This window comes from Pseudomonas sp. SK3(2021), from assembly GCF_016772375.1.
Lineage (GTDB): Bacteria > Pseudomonadota > Gammaproteobacteria > Pseudomonadales > Pseudomonadaceae > Aquipseudomonas > Aquipseudomonas chlororaphis_I.
In genome coordinates this window covers 2,688,729-2,708,634 of sequence record NZ_CP061943.1, presented here as the reverse complement: position 1 = coordinate 2,708,634, position 19,906 = coordinate 2,688,729, and the positions used below count along the sequence as shown (strand labels likewise).

Here is a 19,906-nt window from a genome sequence, read left to right as displayed (position 1 = left end):
CCGCCCTTGGCAACAGCGAAGGGCGGGTTTTTATTTCAAGGAACATTACGAACACTGTGCGCGTTGGAGCACTCCCTCAGGCAATGACAATATTTCCGCCATTCAGGTGATTCAGATCCACGCCCACCAACGTAACTGAATCGGCGCCAAAGGACAGTAGCGTATCGTTACCGGCCGCCGAAGCATACGAGCGGTAATCGTAGTCCTGCTCCAGACCGGCAATACCTTGGAACACCAGTTTGTCGTCTGCCGAATAACCCTCGATTTTGTCTTTGCCAAAAGCGCCATAGAACAAGAAGGTATCGCGTCCACCACCCGAGATCATCAGGTCATTCCCGAAGCCCCCCACAAATACATCATTGCCCTTGCCGCCGATCAGATGATCGTCGCCACCTTGGCCGAACAACCAATCGCCCACGGCATTGGCCTTGAGTACATTATCGTGGGCATCGCCTTTGACCGACGAAGCATACTGGGTCAGCTTGCCATTACTGGATATCAGGCCTTGCTCGGTAACCTTATTAGCACTGTCATACCTATCGGACCCACCCCACCACCTCCTCTCCCACTCATCAACGATTACCGTGCCAATATCCCGGGTCGTGCTGATACCGCCGCTGTTTGCACGAATATAGAGCGTCCCGTCACCATCGTTGGCGAAACTGAAGTGAGGCAATGTGCTTTGTATATGGTAGGTGTTGTTCCCACTTCCCCCCAGTATCACGTTATAGCCGCCGCCGTCCCTAAAATCATCGTCACCGCCCCAACCTTCGAGGTAATCATTATTACTCCCTCCTTTAATTTTATCTCTGCTGTCCGTGCCAATGATAAAGGTGCTGCCGGTATGTTTTTCAGCAAAACGATTGAGGTCTTCGACCCAAGTATCACCACGCTTTCCACTCGACAGGTTAGAAACGATCACCGTCGAATTCAGACTGGTTAAATTGTAGAACTCGGAATTGACCAGGCGATTAAGACCATCGGAATAACCGTCAATGAAGTGAGCCTTCCAGGACCCTGGGTTCAACAAGCTTTGGGGGGCGAACCAGTCCGATATAGCGCCTGTAACTGGATCGTTAGTAAAATTATTGATCCATGATGCAAACAATCCCAAAGGCTTCGTGAAGAAACCAAATATGCCTGGTTTGTCTCCCGACGCTGAAACATAATGATCATTAAAATTAACGATATTATTTGTAGCCATCGCTTGTACTTTGTCGTGAACGCCCAAGGAGGATAGTTTTAAGGAAGTGCCATCCAGCACCCTGAATACTGGATCATTTTCGTAGCCGATGTTCAGCACTTGGTTTCCAGGGCTTTGAGTCGGCGAGGCGAACGCCACATAGTTAGCCTCTTGATAGAAGCCATTCCAGTTATCAGCACTCAACGCCGCCAAACTATTGACCCCTGTTCCTCCCTGGCTATGCCCGGTGACCAATACATTGTGCCCCCCCAAGCCTTGAGACTGAGCATAGTCTGCAACCTTGCCCAGCAAATCATCAAATCCATACTTGACATAGTTATTAGCATAATCACCAACAAAAGCTGTCATCGCATTACTGAACAGATCACCCGCGATATCATTGAACGTTCCTCCCACTCCCGTTCCTCGAAAGGAGATACCGATAGCAACCAGTTTTTCGGCCTCATACTTCCCCAAAACCACGGCATCTGCCGTACATGCCGCCCCCCTCCCGGTAAAGATACCCGCATTATCTACGGGCCCTGAATAACCCAATTGCTCTGCATTGATCGCGACCCAGCCAGGAGACTCCACAGGTGAGCTTGGCGCATTGACGTAACGCGCTAACGCCATGGCATCCGTGTACAACGCTTTAGAAGCATCGCCAGTAAAGTTTTTGTAATCGTAAATACCCATATTTTTATCCTTATTGTTATTTACAGCGCTCCCCCTGCATAAGCGTGGCAGGGCGCAGATCCGCGTCTTCGGGTTGCCCTTGAGAGCGTAGATTTCAGATAGCTTCTGACAGAAACCATCAGAATCTGAACATCATCTTTTGCACTGCTAAAAAACAAGAGGAAATTTCCTACATAACTGAACAAACAACCGCGTGCAGGTTTTCAGGGGGCGTCGACGTGATTCACCACGGCGCCATGCGCCGCCTGCCATCCTTAAACCAGCAACGCCGATTGCGACACTCTCAGCTTGCAGAAAGGCTGGGCATCTTCCACAGAACTCATGTGGTCTCTTCGCGCCGAGTCGCTTGCCTGGCCGGCAAGTCATTTGACTGGCCTGGCCATCCACTGCCCGCCGCGTTGGCGAGGATGCCTAACCAATCGATCAACTGCATGATGATTTTCCACACGGTGTTTATACACAGAACACAGGCGCCACTCGCCATTCAAACCGAAGCGCTATTGCAAGGTTTCAAGGCGAATGACAACGCCAGCCAAAGGGACCTACCGAAACCCGGCACGCCCCAATGTGTCCATGGAAACCGTGGCTACTGGTGCTGGACCTGGAACATCGAGTTCACCTGGACCTGTGCCAGCATGTGTTCGGCGCCACCGCCGCGACGCATGCCGCGCACCGGGCAGGCATCGAGGTAGTCGAGGCCCACCGCCAGCTTCAGGTGCCGTTCGGGCCGCGCCAGGCGGTTGGTCACGTCGAAGCTGTACCAGCCGCCGTCGATCCAGGCCTCCGCCCAGGCGTGGCTGGCCAGGTGGCTTTCGTCTTCGGTGCACAGGTAGCCGGAGACATAACGCGCGGGAATCCCCAGGCCACGGGCGCAGGCCAGGAACGCATGGGTGTGGTCCTGGCAGACCCCGACCCGGCCGGCGAAAGCCTCGGCCGCGGTGGTGTCGACCGTGGTCGCACCCGGGCTGTAGACCATGTGGGTGGCCAGGGCATGCATCAGCTCGATCAGCGCCGCGCGGTCGCGCCGGGTGCCGCAGTGCTGTGCGGCGAAGGCGCTGAGGGCAGCGTCGGCCTTGGTCAAGGGGCTGCTGCGCAGGAACGGCAGCGGCGACTGGCTGTCGTGCTCCACTTCCCGGGCCTGGTCGATTTCCACCTGGCCATAGGCGCTCAGGACCAGGGCGCCATGGGGTTCGTCCATGGTCAGCACGTGCAGGATATTGCCGTAGGGATCGAACTGGCTGCGCACCAGGCGCGGCAGTTCCAGGTGCCATTCGAGGATGTGCTGGCGCTCGCTGTCCTGCGGCGTCAGGCGCAGGAACTGGATGCTGGTGCAGACTTCATCGGCGTAGCTGTAGGTGGTGTCGTGGCGTATGGAAAGTTTCATACAACCTCCAGATAGGATTCGTGGACGGTCTGCCCCAGGTGACGGATCTGGGCGATGAAATCGCTCAGCCACAGGTGCAAGCCCGACGCGAGGATTTCGTCGATCCCGGTGTAGCGCAGGCGCGCGTTCAGCTCGGCGGCCAGGCGCTGGGCCGGACGGCCGTTGTTGCCCGGCAGGCTGGCGAGGATCTGGTCCAGCTCCTCGATGCAGGCGTGCAGCGAGCGCGGTACATCGGCGCGCAACAGCAGCATTTCGGACACCTGTTCGGCCCCCGGCGCGTTGCGGTAGATCTCGTTGAACGCCTCGAACGAGGACAGGGCACGGAGCAAGGCGCTCCACTGGTAGTAGCCTCGGGCCGAGTTGTCGCTGACCTCCTCCGACTCTTCGCCGAACATTTCGTAGCGCGCGTCCAGCAGGCGCAGGGTGTTGTCGGCCCGCTCGATAAAGGTGCCCAGGCGAATGAAGCAATAGGCGTCGTTGCGCATGATGGTGCCCGAGGTCGCGCCGCGAAACAGATGCGAACGCTCCTTGACCCATTCGCAGAAATGGCTGATGCCGTAGCGTCCCAGGCCGCTCTTGGCGATGTTGCGCATCTCCAGCCAGGTGGCGTTGATGTTTTCCCACATGTCGGCGGTGATCCGCCCGCGTACCGCATGGGCGTTGGTCCGCGCCGCCCGCAGGCAGCAATAGATGCTGCCGGGGTTGGTTTCGTCGAGGGCGAAGAAGTGCAGCATGCGTTCGGTGTTCAGCTCGCCGTAACGCTGGTTGTAATCGTCCAGGGTGCCGGCGGCCAGCAGCGACATCGCCAGCTCGGCATGGCCGTCGCTACGCCCCGCCTGGGGCATCAGCGACAGCGAGTAACTGACTTCGAGCATGCGCGCCAGGTTCTCGGCGCGCTCCAGGTAACGGGACATCCAGTAGAGGTCTGCAGCGGTTCTTGAAAGCATCGGTCAATCCTCCACGACCCAGGTGTCTTTGGTGCCGCCGCCCTGCGACGAGTTCACCACCAGCGAGCCTTCACGCAAGGCCACGCGGGTCAGGCCACCCGGCACCAGGCGGGTTTCGCTGCCCGACAGGACGAATGGACGCAGGTCGATATGCCGCGGCGCGATGCCGTTCTCGACAAAGGTCGGGCAGGTCGACAGGCACAGGGTCGGCTGGGCGATATAGGCTTCAGGCCGGGCCTTGATCCGGGCGCGGAAGTCTTCGATCTCCGCCGCCGTGGCCGCCGGCCCCACCAGCATGCCGTAGCCGCCGGAGCCCTGGGTTTCCTTGACCACCAGGTCCGGCAGGTTGGCCAGTACGTGGGACAGCTCCTCGGGTTTGCGACATTGCCAGGTCGGCACGTTCTTCAGGATCGGTTCCTCGCTCAGGTAGAAGCGGATCATCTCGTCAACATAGGGGTAGATCGACTTGTCGTCCGCCACCCCGGTGCCCACCGCGTTGGCCAGCACCACGTTGCCGGAACGGTAGGCGGCGATCAGCCCGGGCACGCCGAGCATGGAATCGGGGTTGAACGACAAGGGATCGAGGAAGGCGTCGTCGAGGCGGCGATAGATCACATCCACCGCCTGGGCGCCGGAGGTGGTGCGCATGAACACGCGGTCGTCGCGCACGAACAAGTCGGCGCCTTCCACCAGTTCCACGCCCATCTCCCGGGCCAGGAACGCATGCTCGAAATAGGCGCTGTTGAAACGCCCCGGGGTCAGCACCACCACTGTCGGGTTGTCCAGCGGGCTGGAGCTTTTCAGGGTATCGAGCAGCAGGTTCGGGTAGTGGTCGATGGGCGCCACCCGTTGCGCGGCGAAGAGTTCGGGGAACAGGCGCATCATCATCTTGCGGTCTTCGAGCATGTAGCTCACGCCGCTGGGGGTGCGCAGGTTGTCTTCCAGCACGTAGTAGCTGCCGTCGCCGTCACGCACCAGGTCGACGCCGGAGATGTGCGAATAGATATTGCGATGCAGGTCCAGGCCGCGCATCGCCACCTGGTAACCCTCGTTGGCCAGCACCTGCTCGGCCGGGATGATGCCCTCCTTGAGAATGCGTTGCCCGTGGTAGATATCGGCCAGGAACATATTCAGTGCCTGGACCCGCTGGATGCAGCCGCGCTCGACGTTGCGCCATTCGCTGGCAGTGATGCTGCGCGGGATGATGTCGAAGGGAATCAGCCGTTCAGTGCCTTGCTCGTCACCGTACAACGTGAAGGTGATGCCAGCGCGGTGGAACAGCAGGTCGGCTTCGCGCCGACGCTGGTCCAGCAGCTCCACTGGAGTATCCGCCAGCCAGCGGGCGAACTCCTGGTAATGTGGGCGGCAGCCACCACTCGCATCATACATTTCGTTAAAAAAAGCACGGGACATACCCCAACTCCTCGCCGTGGTTTAAACGGCTTTTTTATTTAAACTCTCTGTTTCAATAAATCGGGCCTTACGCTGTGCGATAAAAACTGTTCTGTTGAGCACCTCACTGTGCGGTTTGAATATTCCGCTCGATGCCGACGGAAATACCCCCATTTATTGACGCCAGTCACTTGGCGAAACTTCCCGTGTGGATTTTCGGCCATGGATCGCCCGCGATGACGTCCATTGGTTGTGGAACTCGTCACCTCCTTTTTTCGTTTTAATGTGAACTTTCAATCTGAAAGTTTTCCGAAACTTCAACAGCGCACTTCACTGAAACCCGAAGGCTGTTTATCTGCTGTAGCAATCGCTGTGCCCAAACCCCGCCTCCCCACGAATAAAGTCCCCAAGGGTGAAAAAACACCCGCTTGACGGCATTTTTCACTTAACCACAGGGCCCCGCCCCCGGTTGACGCTGAAACGTTTTATCCGGAAAGCCGCCTGAACGGCTTTGCACAACACTGGCGCGAACGAAAAAAGTGCAGAAACTGTCGAGGAAGGTTTTTTTGCCCTGACAAGGGGATTTTTGGCAAAGCGGCTGTTATCGCTTTGCACAAAGCAAGAGTTGACGCGGCCTGCCGAGAGAAAGAACAGCGCACCATTAGCGGTCCGAAAAACGCACCAACGGTGAACGAAACACCCAATAGCGCCAACTATTGGCGCAATTTCAGCTTTTCGCCAGCGCTAGTTTGTAAAAGTGTCGGACAGGATTGAACCGGGCATTTCCGACGGTGCACGGTTCGCGCCCGAAGGAATAACGTTCGCCGACGTTATCCGCCGAACTCTTCATTCCACTTTTTATTGATTCAGTGCAATCAGCTAGGATTTATCGCCGTCCTACCTCCACCACCGAACCTGCAGGGGCGCGGCTTGCTCGCGATGCAGGCACCAGGGTGAATCAGGCACGCCGCCATCGCGAGCAAGCTCGCTACAGTGATTCGCGGATAAATAGCTACTCGCACATACCGCAAAACGTGCAGGAGCCAGCTTGCTGGCGATCCAGGCACCGCGGTGGGTCAGGTACTACAAGGTTTGCAAGTGTTCGAGGATGACCCGCACCGCCTCGGGCGGCGCCAGCACGCAGCTGTCCAGCGTCAGGCGCTCGCCGCTCCAGGCCTGGTAGTCGTGATCGAGTACCGACTGCCAGCTGGGTGGACGCAGGCCCGGCACATCCGCCTCACGGTTTTCCACCCGGCGCCGATGCTCGACGAGGTCCGTGCACACCACCTCGACATTGAGCAAGGGGCTCTGCTCGGCCTCGGCAATGCCCTGCCAGGCCTGGCGGCTCTCGGCGACCGGATTGACGCAGTCGGCCACCACCCGGTTGCCCAGGGCCAGGTTGCTGCGGGCCAGGGCATTGGCGACCTCGTACCCGGCCTTGCCGACCTCCGCCAGGCCGCCATTGCGCAGCGCCTGCTCGATAGTGTCGATGCGCAGATAGGTGGCCCGCAGATGGCTGGCCAGTGCCCGGGCGATGGTGGTCTTGCCGCTGCCGGGCAGGCCACTGAAGACGATGAGCATAGGGAGAACTCCAAGCAAAGCGCTGCATGCGCAGGCTGGCGGCAACGCCAGCCATGGGGTTGTGGGCCGGCCTATGTAGTCTGGGTCACGGACGGCCGCCCCGGTTTGGCGGCGCTCCCGACCCGCCGTGCCGGGCTGTCCGGTGCTTCGAGCTGGACCGCGAACCGGCTGGCAAGCTCCTTGCGCCCCAGGGCGGTCAACCCCAGCGCCCTGCTGTCCAGGTCCTGGGTCAGCCATTTGCGCCGGATCGCCTCCTGCAACAACGCGGCGCCCAGCGCACCACCCAGATGTGGGCGGCGCATGCTCCAGTCCAGGCACGGGCAGGCAAAGCGTCGGCGCAAGGTCGCCAGGGCCTGCACATCGATGCCCAGCCCGGCAAAAAAAACTTCGCCGGCCGGGCTCAGGCTGTACTCCAGGGCGCCTTCCTGCGGCTCCTGCAACCAGCCGGCGTCGAGCAGGCGGTCATGCAGCTGCACCGCCAGGGTGCCGGCCATATGGTCGTAGCAGGTACGGGCGAACTGCAGGCGGTCCGGAGTGCGTGGGCTGAACCCGGGCGTGGCGTTGCGGCCGATCACCATCAGGGCTTCCAGGGCCTGGGCCACGCGCGGGTCGGCCAGGCTGTAGTAGCGATGGCGGCCCTGCACATACAGGCGCACCAGGGCCAGGTCCTTGAGCTTGCCCAAATGCGCGCTGGCGGTGGAGGCGCTGACATCGGCGATCGCCGCCAGCTCGGTGCTGGTGCGCGCGTGGCCGTCCATCAGCGCGCAGAGCATTTTCGTCCGCGCCGGCTCGGCAATGGCCGCGGCGACCTGGGATACGGCGTTGTCGTGCTGCTGTGCATTCATATTTCGCTCCCGAACGAATCGTGCCCCTCGCAGGTTGCCGATAGTAGCAACACTTCTCCCCGCGAATAAGGCCGCCCGTCATGGACCCGATCACCGCCGTCAACCACGCCGATCCCTACCCCTACTACGCCAGCCTGCGGGCCCGGGGCGGGCTGGTCTTCGACCCCGGACTAGGGATGTGGCTGGCCAGCAGCGCCGCAGCGGTGGCCGCGGTGCTGGCCCATCCCGAGTGCCGGGTACGTCCCGCGCACGAGCCGGTGCCCCGGGCCATAGTCAACGGCGCCGCCGGCACAGTGTTCGGCCAGCTGATGCGGATGAACGACGGCGAGCGCCAGCGTTGCCCGCGAGCCGCGGTCGAGCCGGGTCTGCAACGGGTGCATGCCGAGGAAATCCAGCAGCGGGTCGCCGCCCTGCTGCCGGGCCTGCCACGGGATACCGCCGCCAGGCTGCATGACGGCCAGTTCCGCCTGCCGGTGGCGGTGGTCGCCGGGCTGCTGGGCTTTGCCGCGCACCAGTTGCCAGCGATTGCCGGGCTGACCCAAGACTTTGTCGCCTGCCTGTCGCCGGCCAGCGATCAGGCGCAACGGGATGCCGCCCACCGGGCAGCCGAAGCGTTGAGCCGACACTTCGAGGCCCTGCTCGATCAGGCCCCCGTCAGCCCGCTGTTGCAGCGGATCGTCAACGGCTTCGGCGCCCAGGACCGCGACAGCCTGATCGCCAACCTGATCGGCCTGTTGTCCCAGACCTTCGAGGCCAGCGCCGGGCTGATCGGCAACAGCCTGTGCGCCCTGCTGAACGACCGCCGGTTGCTCGCGGACCTGCGGGCGGCACCCAACCGGGTCGCCGACCTGCTGGCCGAAGTGCAGCGCCATGATCCGCCGGTACAGAACACCCGCCGCTTCGTCGCCGCCCCTTGCCGCATCGCCGGGGTGACGCTGGAGCCGGGCGCAGTGGTGCTGGTGCTGCTGGCCTCGGCCAACCGCGACCCGCAACTGAACCCGGAGCCGGATCGCCTGCTGCTCGAACGCCAGGCCCAGCGCAGTTTCAGCTTTGGCAGCGGTCGCCATCAGTGCCCCGGCCAGGCCCTGGCCCAGACCATCGCCAGCGCGGTAGTCGGTGCTCTGCTGCGGCAATCGACCCTCGACCAGCCCATCGCCTGGACCTACAAACCCTCGCTCAACGGGCGCATCCCCCTGTTCACCACCCTGCCGGAGTCGCACTGATGATCGCCGTGATATTCGAAGCCCTGCCCCGCCCGGAACATCGCCAGCGTTACCTGGACATCGCCGCCGCGTTGAAACCGCTGCTGCTGGAGATCGACGGGTTCATTTCCATCGAACGTTTCCAGAGCCTGAGCGAGCCGGACAAGCTGCTGTCCCTGTCGTTCTGGCGCGACGAGCGAGCGGTCGAAGCCTGGCGCACCCTGGAACGCCATCGCACGGCCCAGGCCCTGGGGCGGACCCAGGTGTTCGCCGACTACCGGCTGCGGGTCGCCGCAGTGACGCGCGACTACGGGTTGAACCAGCGCGACCAGGCGCCGGCGGACAGTCGCCGGGCCCATGCCGGGTAACACTGCTGGGCGCCTATTCGACCCATGAATGGTGGTCAGGGGGTGCAGCGGGCTTCTGCTAGGGTCATGCCTGGACCCCGGAGGACAGGCTCATGAGCCAGATCACCCAACATGCCCTGAAGCTCAATGGCATCGAATTGCACCTGTATGCCGACGGCCCGCTGGATGGACCGCCGGTGTGGCTGCTGCACGGTTTTCCCGAGTGCTGGTATTCGTGGCGCCGGCAGGTCGCGCCGCTGACGGCCGCTGGCTACCGGGTGCTGATCCCGCAGATGCGCGGCTACGGCGACAGCAGCACCCCAGAGGATGTAGCCGCCTATGACGTGCTGACCCTGTGCGCGGATATCCAGCAGGCGATGGATGCCCTGGGCCAGGAGCAGGCCTGCATCGTCGGTCACGACTGGGGCGCCGTGGTCGCCTGGCACCTGGCGTTGCTGGAGCCGCAGCGGGTCAAGGCCCTGGTGGCCCTGTCGGTGCCTTTCGCCGGCCGCCCCAAGCGCCCGGCCGTGGAGATCATGGCCGAGCTGTTCGCCGAGCGTTTCAACTACATCCTGTACTTCCAGGAGCCCGGTGTCGCCGAGCGGGAACTGGACGCCGACATCGACCGCAGCCTGCTGCATTTCATGCACGACTGCGAACACCTGCTGGATGAAAAGAGCCCGTCGGCCCTGCTGTTCGAGGGCATGCCGCCGCACCACGCACCCCCCGCCTGGTGCACGCCAGAGGACTTTGCGGTGTACCGGCGCACCTTTGTAGGGCGAGGTTTTCGCGGCGCCTTGAATTGGTACCGCAACTTCGAGCGCAACTGGCAACGGACCGAACACCTGGGCGAACGCCAGGTCGGCCAACCCACCCTGTTCATGATCGGCGACCGCGACCCGGTGGGTCAGTTGGAAGCTCGCACCCTGGAGCGCATGCCCGGCAAGGTGCCACGCCTGGAACAGCATCGGCTGGCGGATTGCGGGCACTGGATCCAGAGCGAACAGGCCGCAGAGGTCAATCTGCGGTTGCTGGACTTTCTTCGCCGGCACTACCCCTGCCCGCCTGTGGTTCAGGCAGGGGCCAGCGTCACAGGCTGCGATATTCGAGGGTGAGGTGCGACAGTTCGTGGACCGGCGCCAAGCGCTGGCGAATGGTCTCGGCGCTGACACCGGCAACCGCTACCACACTGACGATCGCCGCCCGCGCCTGGGGGCCGACCTGCCACACATGCAGGTCGGTGATGCGCGCGTCGCCGGCGGCTTCCACCGACTGGCGAATCTCGCCGGCCAGGTGTTCGTCCGTGGTGTCGAGCAACACCGCCGCGCTGGACTTCATCAAGCCATAGGCCCAGCGGCCGATGACCAGCGCGCCGACCACGCCCATCACCGGGTCGAGCCAGACCCAGCCCAGATAACGCCCCGCCAGCAACGCAGCGATGGCCAGGACCGAAGTCAGGGCATCGGCCAGCACATGCACGTAGGCCGAGCGCAGGTTGTTGTCGTGGTGATGGCCGTGCCCGTGCGGATGCGGATGCGGATGCGGATGCGGATGCCCATGAGCATGAGCATGAGCATGAGCATGAGCATGCTGATGAGCGTGATCGTGGCCGTGATGGGCATGGCCGCCGGAAAGCAGCAAGGCGCTGACAATGTTCACGCCCAGCCCGACCACGGCGATCACGGTCGCCTCGGTGAACGCCACCTGGGCCGGCTGCAACAGCCGCAGCAGCGACTCGCCGGCGATGCCGATGGCCACCAGGCCGAGGATCAGCGCCGAGGCGAATCCCGCCAGGTCGCCGACCTTGCCGGTGCCGAAGCTGAAGCGCGCATTGTCGGCATGGCGCCGGGCGAAACCGTAGGCCGCCGCCGCGATGCCCAGGGCCCCGGCATGGGTCGCCATATGGAAGCCGTCGGCCAGCAAGGCCATGGAGCCGGTGAGATAACCGGCGGCGATTTCGCCGATCATCATGACGAAGGTCAGCGCCACCACCCACAGCGTGCGCCGGGCGTTTTCATCGTGGGCGGCACCGAGGAAGTGGTGGTCGTGGGTCAAGCCTGCAGAGGGCACGGTGGGACGCATGGGACGGTCTCCGGTCAGGAATAACGGCGAATGGCTTCGAGCAGTTCGTTCACGCCCTTGGCCCGTTCTTCATCGCTGAGCTCGGGGTGAGCCACATGCTCCAGGGCATGAGCCTCGATGATTTCCCCCATCAGGCCGTTGATCGCGCCGCGGGTGGCCGCCACCAGGTGCAGGGTCTTGGCGCATTCCGCGCCGGACTCCAGGGCCCGCTCCACGGCCTGCACCTGGCCAAGAATGCGCCGGACCCGTTTGAGCAGATCGTCTTTCTGTGCGTGCGTGTGCGACATACCCATACCCCCTATACCTATGTTGCGCCTATCCTGGCCGATGGCTGGAACAGGCGCAAGAGGCCAAAGCCCGCTGCCTTTCAACCAGCCACGGCCTGGCCCCGCCTGGCGAAAGCACGGAAGCACGATTTCAAGGGAGATCGACGGAGCAAGGGCGTGGCGATTCTGTTCGAGCCACGCCCGGCCCGGGTAACGCGGCCCGATCAGGCAGCGTCCTGATCGGGCCAATAAACGAAATCAGTCGTCGCGAGTCAGGACTTCCAGCAATTCGATCTCGAACACCAGGTTGGCATTCGGCGGGATCTTGCCCATCGAACGCTCGCCGTAACCCAGGTGCGCCGGTACCAAGAGCTTGCGCTTACCGCCGACCTGCATGCCCATCAGGCCCTGGTCCCAGCCCTTGATCACCCGCCCGGTACCGATCACGCACTGGAACGGCTTGCCGCGCTCCCAGGAGGAATCGAAGGGCGTGCCGTCTTCCAGGAAACCGCGGTACTGGGTGGTGATCAAGGCGCCCTTGACCACCGCCTTGCCCTCGCCCACTTCGATATCGATCACCTGCAACGGGTCGCTCATCTATTCACTCTCTGTTGGAGGCAGCCGCCAGTGGCCACCGAGGGTGCGGAAAATAACAAATTTTCCGCCTCGCGACTTGTCAGGCAGGCTCCTGGAGGGACAGGGGCAGCGCACTTCATCGGATGAAAAAATACGCAACATGTGAACAAGGGCCACGCCGATAAGAAGACAGCGGCCTTGATGTCGATCGCTTGAAAGAGTGCCAGCGGGTCTGGCAAAGCCCTGATCCCCACTCCCCCCTCAAGAACGCTTGAACAAACTCCAGACAAACGCCAGCAACCCACCCACAGTCGCCACTCCCGCCAGCCAGCCCACCACCGACAGCCCCTGCCAGGCCGGGCCGGCCGCGGCGAGCTGTGGGCCGAAGGCGATCAGCAGCGCACTGATCAGCAGGGCCAGGGACAAGCGGGTCGAGGCCAGGCGCAGGGATTTTTCCAGGCGCTCGACGCCCGGCATGTCGAGGCGCAGGTCGACCACCCCGTGTTTCAGGCGGTTGATCAGCAGGCGGGTCAGTTGCGGCAGTTCCACGGCGACGCCGCGGCCCAGCTCCAGGCCGTCGAGGCCCAGGCGACGGGCCAGCTTCCAGCTGAACTGTTGCTTGAGCATCTTGCTGATGGCCGGGCGTGCGGTCGCCACCAGGTCCAGTTGCGGGTCGAGCCGGGTGAGCACGCCATCGGCGGTGATCAGCGCCTTGAACAGCACCAGCAGGTCGGCCGGCAGCAACAGCTGGTATGTGCGCATCAGGCCGAGGAAGTCCTCGATCATCGCACTCATGTTAAGCGCCTTGCCGCCGTGCCGGCCCATGAACTCCCGCGCGGCCTGTTCGATGGCGGACAGGTCGCGCACCTGCTCGCCGCTCCAGTCGATCAGCACCGCCACCAGCGCTTCGGTACTGCCCTCGGTCATGGCCCGCATAAAGCCCATGACCTCCAGGCGCCGGCGCTCGTCGAGGCGCCCGACCATGCCGAAGTCGATGAAGCCGACCCGGTTGTCGTCCATGGCCCGCAGGTTGCCGGGGTGCGGGTCGCCGTGGAACAGGCCGTCCTCCAGCAGCATCTTGATAAAGGCCTGGGCCCCGCGCTGCGCCAGCAGGCTTGGGTCCAGCCCCTGTTCGATCAGGGCCTGGCGTTCCAGCGGCGCATAGCTGGGCAGGAATTCCTGGACCAGCAGGCGTTCGCTGCTGTGCAGCCAGTGGATACGCGGAATGGCGATCTGCGGCTGCTCGGCGAAATTCACCGCCACCGTGTCGCAGTGCTGGCCTTCCTGGGTGAAGTCCAGTTCTTCGAGCATGGCCCGGGCCAGTTGCCGGACCATTTGCCGCGGCTGGTAATGGGCCAGGGCGGCGTTCTCCTCCACCAGCATCGCCACGCCTTCGAGCAGTTGCAGGTCGGCGCTCATCTTGCGCCGCAGGCCGGGGCGCTGCACCTTGACCACCACCGCCTCGCCGTTGAGCAGGCGCGCGCGATAAACCTGGGCGATGGAGGCCGCCGCCAGGGGCTCGGTGTCGAATTCGGCGAACACCTGGTCCAACTCGCAACCCAGGTCGTCGCGCACCTGGTCTTCCAACTCGCTCCAGGGCAAGGTCGCGGCGCTGCTGTGCAGCGACTCCAGTTCGCTGATCCAGTGCGGCGGCAGGATGTCGCTGCGGCTGGCGAGGATCTGCCCGAGCTTGATAAAGGTCGGACCGAGTTTTTCCAGGGCCTGGCGCACCCGCTGCGGCGTCGAGTCCTGCGGCTGCGATTCAGCGTTGGCCTGCGACTCACCCAGCAGGCGCCCCAGGCCCAGGCGCAGCAGCACGTCCTGGGCCCCGAAGGCCGCGAGCACGGCAACGATCTGATGCACTCGCTTATGGTGTTTGAGGGCTGTCCAGGTGGGTTCGAGCATGGTCGGATGATCCTTCAACGGGGTGACGCCCGCGGCGCGCCGACGGACTCAAGGCTGGGTGGCGCGCCTGTCGGGGACCGGCGACGCACCCTGCAAGGTCCGACCACAACGAGCGGCAATCATTCAGCCGATTGCCCACCCCGCCTCGTCCGAGGGGCTGCCGAAGACCGGCGGTTGGCCATGCCTGCACCCGCGCTAAATTCGGTTAGCATGGCCCCCCTGAAATCCGCACGCCGACAAGGGCAGGCGCCGCCGTCCTACCAGAGCGCGATCTCGTAGGTGAAATAGAGGCGGTTGCTGTCGCGTCCCCGGGCGAATTCGGAACGGTACACATAGTTGCGCAGCTTCACCCCCAGCCCCTTGAAGCGGCCTTGCTGCACCACATAGGCCAGTTCGGCATCGCGCTCCCACTCTTTGATCGCCGTGTTCGAGCGGCCGTCGCTGCCGCTCAGGTAGCGGGTGGAAAACGTCAGCCCCGGTGCCCCGAGTGCGGCGAAGTTGTAGCCATAGCTGAGCATCCAGGTTTTCTCGTCCTCCTCGATGAACTTGCCAATGCCCACGTTGCTGAACGAATACACCGTGGCGCCGCTGATGTAGGGCAGCCCGGCGTCCCCGTTGAGCACCTGGTAGCCGCCGCCCAGGGTATGGCCGGCAATGGCATAGGACAGCAGGCCGCTGAGCATATCGTTGTCGATGTTGCCGCCGTAGGCCGGACCGCTGTCGCTGCTGTGGAAATAACGCAAGTCACTGGTCAGCACACCGGCGCCGAGTTTCAGGTCGTACTGGACACCGGCGAAGTGCTGTCGATAGAAGTTCTCGAGCTCGCCGTAGAAGTAGCTCAGGCGCAGGTTCTTGCCGAGCTTGTAGTCGCCCCCGGCATAGGTGAAGTCCCCGGACTTGTCGCCGGCATAGCCGTCCGCAACGATCGGCATGCTGTCGCTGGAATCGCGCAGCTTGAAGCGGTCCAGCCGGCCAGCGGTGAGCGTCAGGTTGTCGATGTCGCTGCTGGTGAGCTGCGCGCCCTGGTAGGTCTGCGGCAGCAGTCGGGCGTCGTTGTAGATCAGCACCGGGTTCCTGGGCAGCAAGGTGCCGTACTTGAGCGTGGTCCCGGCCAGCCTGGCCTTGGCCGTGACCCCGGCACTGGCGAACTCATCGGCGGCACGCCCGTCGTCATGCACCGGCAACAGCCCGGTGCCGCTGCGGCCTCGCCCCGAGTCGAGCTTGACCCCAAGCAGCCCCAAGGCATCGACACCCAGGCCCAGGGTGCCGGGGGTGAACCCCGACTGGAAATCCAGCAGCAGGCCCTGGGCCCACTCCGTGCGCTCGCTCTTGGCCGTGCGCGCAGCCCGGGCACTCAAGCCATGCTCGTCACGGAAGTTCTCATTGAAATAGACATTGCGCAGTTGCAGCTTGAGCGTGCTGTCTTCGCTGAAGCCTGCCGCGCCAACGGTTGTCAGCGGTAACAGCGCGGCCAGAGGAAACAACGCCCTGCGGGGGATCGAACGGGTCATAGCGGACTACTCATTGTTGTTATTCGAGGTGCAAGGTGCCGGGCACGCCAGGGGGTGGCGCGCCAGGGAACGGGTGGGTGGCTCAGGAAAACAGGGTCAGCGCGCCGGTCAGCAGGGCCAGGGCGGTAATCACCAGGGAAGTCAGAACCGCCCATTTGACGGTGGCTCTCTGGAAGTCGCCGATGTCGCGATCGACCATCCCCACCAGCAGCAGGGTCGAGGCCACCAGCGGGCTCATCAGGTGCACCGGCTGGCCGAGGATCGAGGCCCGGGCGATTTCCAGCGGATCGATGCCATAGGCCGCCGCGGCATTGGCGAGGATCGGCACCACGCCGAAGTAGTAGGCATCGTTGGACAGCACGAAGGTCAGCGGCATGCTGGTGATGGCCACCACCAGCGGGAACAGGTGCCCCCACGACGGCGGGATCCAGTCCACCAGGGTCTGCGCCAGGGCATCGACCATCTTGGTACCGGAGAAGATCCCGGCAAAGATGCCGGCGGCGAACACCAGCAGCACCACGGTCATGGCATTGCCCGAATGGGCGAGGATCCGCTCTTTCTGTTGCTCCAGCTGCGGGTAGTTGATCATCAGCGCCAACATGAAGCCGATCAGGAACAGGATTGCCGAATGCATCAGGCCCATCACCAGCGCCACCATCACCGCCACCACCAGCGCCAGGTTGACGTAGGCCAGCTTCGGTCGCTTGAAGGGTGTGTCTTCGATGATGGCCTTGATGTAGCAGTTGCCTCCGCCGCTCTGCAGTTGCACGCTGCCGATACGCTTGCGCTCGGTGCGGCCCAGCAGGAAGGCGCTGAACACCACCCAGGCCGCACCGCCGATCATGGTCGGCAGCAACGGCACGAAGTACTCGCCGGCATCCAGCCCGAGGGCGGCGATGGCCCGGGTGGCCGGACCGCCCCAGGGGGTCATGCCGCTCATGATGCTCAGGGACAGCATGGCGATGGTGGCGAGGATCATCGGGTTCATGCCGATGCGCTTGTACAGCGGCAGCATCGCCGCGCAGGTGATCATGTAGGTGGTGGTGCCGTCACCGTCCAGGGCCACCAGCAGCGACAGCAACGCGGTGCCGATGGCGATCTTCACCGGGTCGCCGTTGACGCGCTTGAGGATCTTGCGGATCAGCGGGTCGAACAGGCCCGCGTCGATCATCAGGCCGAAGAACAGAATCGCGAACAGCAACAGCGCCGCGGAGGGGGCGACCATTTTCAGGCCGTCGAGCATCATTTTTCCGGTGCTGCCACCAAAGCCGCCGATCAGCGCGAAGACGATGGGCACCAGGGTCAGGGCGACGATCGGGGACAAGCGTTTGGTCATGATCAGGAAGGTGAACACGACCACCATGGCCAGGCCGAGTAATGCGAGCATGAGGGATTCTCTTGTTGTTATGGACAAGCATGGCCGACGCCCAGGCGCGCGGCCCCCTACCCGCCAGGCGGGGGCCTGGCGAGGGTTTCAACCGGGTCGAACGGTGTTGTGAGGGCGCCGCGAACGGCTAGAGGTGTTTGCCGGCCTGCACCGGCTCCCAGGTTTCGTCGCAGGCCTGGGGACTGGGGGCCGCCTTGCCATCCAGGGTCTGTAGCAGCACCTGGCGCTCGCAGGCGTTTTCCGAGAGCGAGATCACGACCGTGGCCACGGCATTGCTGGCCAGGCTGGTGAGCGCCCGGGCCTCGGACATGAAGCGATCGATGCCGATCAGCAGCGCCAGCCCCGCCAAGGGGATGTCGTGGATCACCGTCAGGGTCGAGGCCAGCGCGACGAAGCCGCTGCCCGTGACACCCGCCGCGCCCTTGGACGACAGCAGCATGATCGCCAGCATCGTCACCACCTGCCCCAGGCTCAAGTCGATGTTGCAGGCCTGGGCAATGAAAATCGCCGCCAGCGACAGGTAGATGGCCGTGCCGTCGAGGTTGAACGAGTAGCCGGTGGGCAGCACCAGGCCCACCACACCTTTCTTGCAACCCAGCGCCTGGAGCTTTTCCAGCATGCGTGGCATTACCGGCTCGGTGGACGAGGTGCCCAGCACCACCAGGAACTCTTCACGCAAGTAGCGCAACAGCTTCCACAGGCTGAAACCATGGGCGCGGCAAAGGCCCCCCAACACCACGAAGACGAAGAATCCGCAGGCGATGTAGAGGGTCATGATCAGCTTGGCCAGGGCGCCCAGGGAGGTAATGCCGTACTGGCCGACCGTGAAGGCCAGCGCGCCGAACGCGCCGATCGGGGCAAAGCGCATCAGGTAGGAGAAGATCTTGAACACCATGTGCGAAGCGGCTTCCAGCACATCCAGCACGGGCTTGCCGCGTTCGCCCAGGGACGACAGGGCAAAGCCGCAGAGCACCGCGATGAACAGCACCGGCAGCACTTCGCCCTTGTTGAAGGCGCCGATAAAGGTCTCGGGGATGATGTGCATGAAGAAATCCACCACCCCCAGCTTGGCCGCCGAGTCGGTGTACTGCGACAGGCCCTGGGTACTCAACTGGGAGGGGTCGATGTTCATCCCCGCGCCAGGCTTGAACAGGTAGACCGCCACCAGCCCGATGATCAGGCTGATCACCGTCAACGCCAGGAACAGCAGCAAAGTCTTGCTCAGGAGACGTCCCAGGGAACGCTTGTCGCTCATCCCGGCGATCCCGGTGACGATGGTGCAGAACACCACCGGCGCGATCATCATCTTGACCAGCCTGATGAAGGCATCGCCCAGGGGCTTGAGGGCAATGGCCTGCTGGGCCCAGAAGTGCCCGACCACCACGCCCAGCAGCACGGCACAGATGATCTGGAAGTAGAGCGATTTAACGACTTTCATGGCATCACCCATTTTTAGAATTGTTCTGATGCGAACGACTGTCACTGCGGTGCAGGACTATCCGGCCAGGCGTTGTGACGCCGGGGCGTAGACGAAACCGGAGAACAGCCTTCGCGCGGTGCGCACCACCGAGGCGCGAATGGTCTCTCCCTGATTGCCGGTGTAGGACAATACGACATCTATCCCGCCGCTGGGGTGCTCCAGGCGCACTTGCTTCAGCTGCGTGGCGCCGCCCAGCAGTTCGGCGGCGACACTGCCCGCGCTGACACAGGCGGTGGCCAGGCCGATGGAGCCGGTGATGGCCAGCGCGCGATGGCAGCTGTGGGGCATGAAATAGCGCACCTGCAAGGTTCCGCCCGCCTTGGCCGGGGAAATCAACACCGGCTTGGGAATCACCTTGTCACTGACGTCGCCCAGCCCCATGGCCAGGCCGGCCTGCAAGCGCAAGGCCTCCAGCCGCGCCAGAAAGTCTTTGTCGGCGTCCAGCTCGGCGGGAGATTCATCGCCGCGCTTGCCCAATTGCCCAGCCTCGACGATCAGCATCGGCATGGCCATGTCGATACAGGTCACCGGGACGCCATCGATCAGGTCCTGGGTATTCCCGGTGGGAAAGAGTTTGCCGGTCTTGCTGCCCGCGGCATCGAGGAACGTCAATTGCACGGGAGCGGCGGTGCCGGGCACGCCATCGATGGCGGTATCGCCTTCGTAGCTGACCTTGCCTGCCGGCGTCTGCACCAGGGAGTGGACGAAGGTGCCGGTATTGAGATTGCGGATCCGCACCTGGGTTTGCTCGCCAGTGGCCTTGACCAGGCCTTGCTCGACGGCGAAGGGGCCGACCGCGCACAGCATGTTGCCGCAGTTGGGCGCCGTATCGACCCGGCGCTGGGACACCATCACCTGGACGAACAGGTAATCGACATCGGCCTCGGGGTGCAGCGACGGGCTGACGATCGCCACCTTGCTGGTCTGCGGACTGCCACCGCCAATGCCATCGATCTCCAGCTCATGTCCCGAGCCCATGAGGTCGAGCAGCAGCTCGTCGCGCTGCTCGATGGACACCGGCAGATCCCAGGCGAGAAACACCGGCCCCTTGGAGGTACCGCCGCGCATGAGCACACAAGGAATTCGTTGCATGGACATAGACTCTTGTTGATCAATCGGGTT

General features: G+C 63.3%; 17 protein-coding genes. 3 read left to right on the top strand and 14 right to left on the bottom strand.

What is annotated here, in order from left to right:
• Window positions 1–76 precede the first annotated feature (76 nt).
• The 6 genes from IF690_RS12375 to IF690_RS12350 all read right to left on the bottom strand — a co-directional run bounded on the left by IF690_RS12375 (window position 77) and on the right by IF690_RS12350 (window position 8,028).
• Window positions 77–1,879 carry a polyurethanase gene (locus IF690_RS12375; RefSeq protein WP_202700276.1) on the bottom strand — a complete coding sequence of 601 codons (1,803 nt, stop codon included), beginning with the start codon at window positions 1,877–1,879 and terminating at the stop codon, window positions 77–79.
• A 586-nt stretch (window positions 1,880–2,465) separates the two neighbouring features.
• Window positions 2,466–3,263, bottom strand: coding sequence for a transglutaminase family protein (locus IF690_RS12370; protein WP_202700275.1), 798 nt, complete (start codon window positions 3,261–3,263; stop codon window positions 2,466–2,468).
• Window positions 3,260–4,210 (bottom strand): alpha-E domain-containing protein, encoded by a 951-nt coding sequence (locus tag IF690_RS12365; RefSeq protein ID WP_202700274.1) that lies wholly within the window; start codon window positions 4,208–4,210, stop codon window positions 3,260–3,262. The genes IF690_RS12370 and IF690_RS12365 overlap by 4 nt, the downstream gene beginning before the upstream one ends.
• A 3-nt stretch (window positions 4,211–4,213) precedes the next feature.
• On the bottom strand, window positions 4,214–5,623 hold the full coding sequence (locus IF690_RS12360; protein ID WP_202700273.1) for a circularly permuted type 2 ATP-grasp protein: 1,410 nt from the start codon (window positions 5,621–5,623) through the stop codon (window positions 4,214–4,216).
• A 1,062-nt stretch (window positions 5,624–6,685) separates the two neighbouring features.
• On the bottom strand, window positions 6,686–7,183 hold the full coding sequence (locus IF690_RS12355) for a P-loop nucleotide/nucleoside kinase family protein (protein WP_202700272.1): 498 nt from the start codon (window positions 7,181–7,183) through the stop codon (window positions 6,686–6,688).
• 71 nt (window positions 7,184–7,254) lie between these two features.
• Entirely contained in the window at window positions 7,255–8,028 is a 774-nt protein-coding gene (locus tag IF690_RS12350) for an ArsR/SmtB family transcription factor (RefSeq protein WP_202700271.1), read from the bottom strand.
• An 80-nt stretch (window positions 8,029–8,108) separates the two neighbouring features.
• Here IF690_RS12350 and IF690_RS12345 point away from each other — a divergent pair, with 80 nt between their 5' ends.
• The 3 genes from IF690_RS12345 to IF690_RS12335 all read left to right on the top strand — a co-directional run bounded on the left by IF690_RS12345 (window position 8,109) and on the right by IF690_RS12335 (window position 10,692).
• On the top strand, window positions 8,109–9,251 hold the full coding sequence (locus IF690_RS12345) for a cytochrome P450 (RefSeq protein ID WP_202700270.1): 1,143 nt from the start codon (window positions 8,109–8,111) through the stop codon (window positions 9,249–9,251).
• Window positions 9,251–9,598, top strand: coding sequence for an antibiotic biosynthesis monooxygenase family protein (locus tag IF690_RS12340; protein ID WP_202700269.1), 348 nt, complete (start codon window positions 9,251–9,253; stop codon window positions 9,596–9,598). The genes IF690_RS12345 and IF690_RS12340 overlap by 1 nt, the downstream gene beginning before the upstream one ends.
• Window positions 9,599–9,690: 92 nt before the next feature.
• Window positions 9,691–10,692: an alpha/beta fold hydrolase gene (locus IF690_RS12335; protein ID WP_202700268.1), complete on the top strand. Its 1,002-nt coding sequence runs from the start codon at window positions 9,691–9,693 to the stop codon at window positions 10,690–10,692.
• Here the strand turns inward: IF690_RS12335 and dmeF are convergent.
• The 8 genes from dmeF to IF690_RS12295 form a co-directional block, all read right to left on the bottom strand.
• Window positions 10,667–11,659 carry a CDF family Co(II)/Ni(II) efflux transporter DmeF gene (gene dmeF, locus IF690_RS12330; RefSeq protein ID WP_202700267.1) on the bottom strand — a complete coding sequence of 331 codons (993 nt, stop codon included), beginning with the start codon at window positions 11,657–11,659 and terminating at the stop codon, window positions 10,667–10,669. The two genes, IF690_RS12335 and dmeF, sit on opposite strands and share 26 nt — an antisense overlap.
• A 14-nt stretch (window positions 11,660–11,673) precedes the next feature.
• The gene (locus tag IF690_RS12325) at window positions 11,674–11,946 is read right to left on the bottom strand and encodes a metal/formaldehyde-sensitive transcriptional repressor (RefSeq protein ID WP_009048394.1); all 273 of its coding nucleotides are present in this window, start codon (window positions 11,944–11,946) and stop codon (window positions 11,674–11,676) included.
• A gap of 237 nt (window positions 11,947–12,183) precedes the next feature.
• Entirely contained in the window at window positions 12,184–12,522 is a 339-nt protein-coding gene (locus IF690_RS12320; protein ID WP_124321244.1) for an FKBP-type peptidyl-prolyl cis-trans isomerase, read from the bottom strand.
• A gap of 240 nt (window positions 12,523–12,762) precedes the next feature.
• Window positions 12,763–14,406: an ABC1 kinase family protein gene (locus IF690_RS12315; RefSeq protein WP_202700266.1), complete on the bottom strand. Its 1,644-nt coding sequence runs from the start codon at window positions 14,404–14,406 to the stop codon at window positions 12,763–12,765.
• A gap of 257 nt (window positions 14,407–14,663) precedes the next feature.
• The gene (locus tag IF690_RS12310) at window positions 14,664–15,917 is read right to left on the bottom strand and encodes an OprD family porin (protein WP_202700265.1); all 1,254 of its coding nucleotides are present in this window, start codon (window positions 15,915–15,917) and stop codon (window positions 14,664–14,666) included.
• A gap of 82 nt (window positions 15,918–15,999) precedes the next feature.
• The gene (locus IF690_RS12305; protein WP_202700264.1) at window positions 16,000–17,304 is read right to left on the bottom strand and encodes a CitMHS family transporter; all 1,305 of its coding nucleotides are present in this window, start codon (window positions 17,302–17,304) and stop codon (window positions 16,000–16,002) included.
• A gap of 127 nt (window positions 17,305–17,431) precedes the next feature.
• Window positions 17,432–18,754 carry a C4-dicarboxylate transporter DctA gene (gene dctA, locus IF690_RS12300; RefSeq protein WP_202700263.1) on the bottom strand — a complete coding sequence of 441 codons (1,323 nt, stop codon included), beginning with the start codon at window positions 18,752–18,754 and terminating at the stop codon, window positions 17,432–17,434.
• 45 nt (window positions 18,755–18,799) lie between these two features.
• Window positions 18,800–19,876, bottom strand: coding sequence for a 4-oxalomesaconate tautomerase (locus IF690_RS12295; protein ID WP_202700262.1), 1,077 nt, complete (start codon window positions 19,874–19,876; stop codon window positions 18,800–18,802).
• Window positions 19,877–19,906: the final 30 nt, after the last annotated feature.

Bases quoted from the DNA above. Each gene is read 5' to 3' on its own strand.
- IF690_RS12375 (WP_202700276.1), bottom strand. From the start codon at position 1,879: ATGGGTATTTACGATTACAAAAACTTTACTGGCGATGCTTCTAAAGCG.
- IF690_RS12370 (WP_202700275.1), bottom strand. From the start codon at position 3,263: ATGAAACTTTCCATACGCCACGACACCACCTACAGCTACGCCGATGAA.
- IF690_RS12365 (WP_202700274.1), bottom strand. From the start codon at position 4,210: ATGCTTTCAAGAACCGCTGCAGACCTCTACTGGATGTCCCGTTACCTG.
- IF690_RS12360 (WP_202700273.1), bottom strand. From the start codon at position 5,623: ATGTCCCGTGCTTTTTTTAACGAAATGTATGATGCGAGTGGTGGCTGC.
- IF690_RS12355 (WP_202700272.1), bottom strand. From the start codon at position 7,183: ATGCTCATCGTCTTCAGTGGCCTGCCCGGCAGCGGCAAGACCACCATC.
- IF690_RS12350 (WP_202700271.1), bottom strand. From the start codon at position 8,028: ATGAATGCACAGCAGCACGACAACGCCGTATCCCAGGTCGCCGCGGCC.
- IF690_RS12345 (WP_202700270.1), top strand. From the start codon at position 8,109: ATGGACCCGATCACCGCCGTCAACCACGCCGATCCCTACCCCTACTAC.
- IF690_RS12340 (WP_202700269.1), top strand. From the start codon at position 9,251: ATGATCGCCGTGATATTCGAAGCCCTGCCCCGCCCGGAACATCGCCAG.
- IF690_RS12335 (WP_202700268.1), top strand. From the start codon at position 9,691: ATGAGCCAGATCACCCAACATGCCCTGAAGCTCAATGGCATCGAATTG.
- dmeF (WP_202700267.1), bottom strand. From the start codon at position 11,659: ATGCGTCCCACCGTGCCCTCTGCAGGCTTGACCCACGACCACCACTTC.
- IF690_RS12325 (WP_009048394.1), bottom strand. From the start codon at position 11,946: ATGTCGCACACGCACGCACAGAAAGACGATCTGCTCAAACGGGTCCGG.
- IF690_RS12320 (WP_124321244.1), bottom strand. From the start codon at position 12,522: ATGAGCGACCCGTTGCAGGTGATCGATATCGAAGTGGGCGAGGGCAAG.
- IF690_RS12315 (WP_202700266.1), bottom strand. From the start codon at position 14,406: ATGCTCGAACCCACCTGGACAGCCCTCAAACACCATAAGCGAGTGCAT.
- IF690_RS12310 (WP_202700265.1), bottom strand. From the start codon at position 15,917: ATGACCCGTTCGATCCCCCGCAGGGCGTTGTTTCCTCTGGCCGCGCTG.
- IF690_RS12305 (WP_202700264.1), bottom strand. From the start codon at position 17,304: ATGCTCGCATTACTCGGCCTGGCCATGGTGGTCGTGTTCACCTTCCTG.
- dctA (WP_202700263.1), bottom strand. From the start codon at position 18,754: ATGGGTGATGCCATGAAAGTCGTTAAATCGCTCTACTTCCAGATCATC.
- IF690_RS12295 (WP_202700262.1), bottom strand. From the start codon at position 19,876: ATGCAACGAATTCCTTGTGTGCTCATGCGCGGCGGTACCTCCAAGGGG.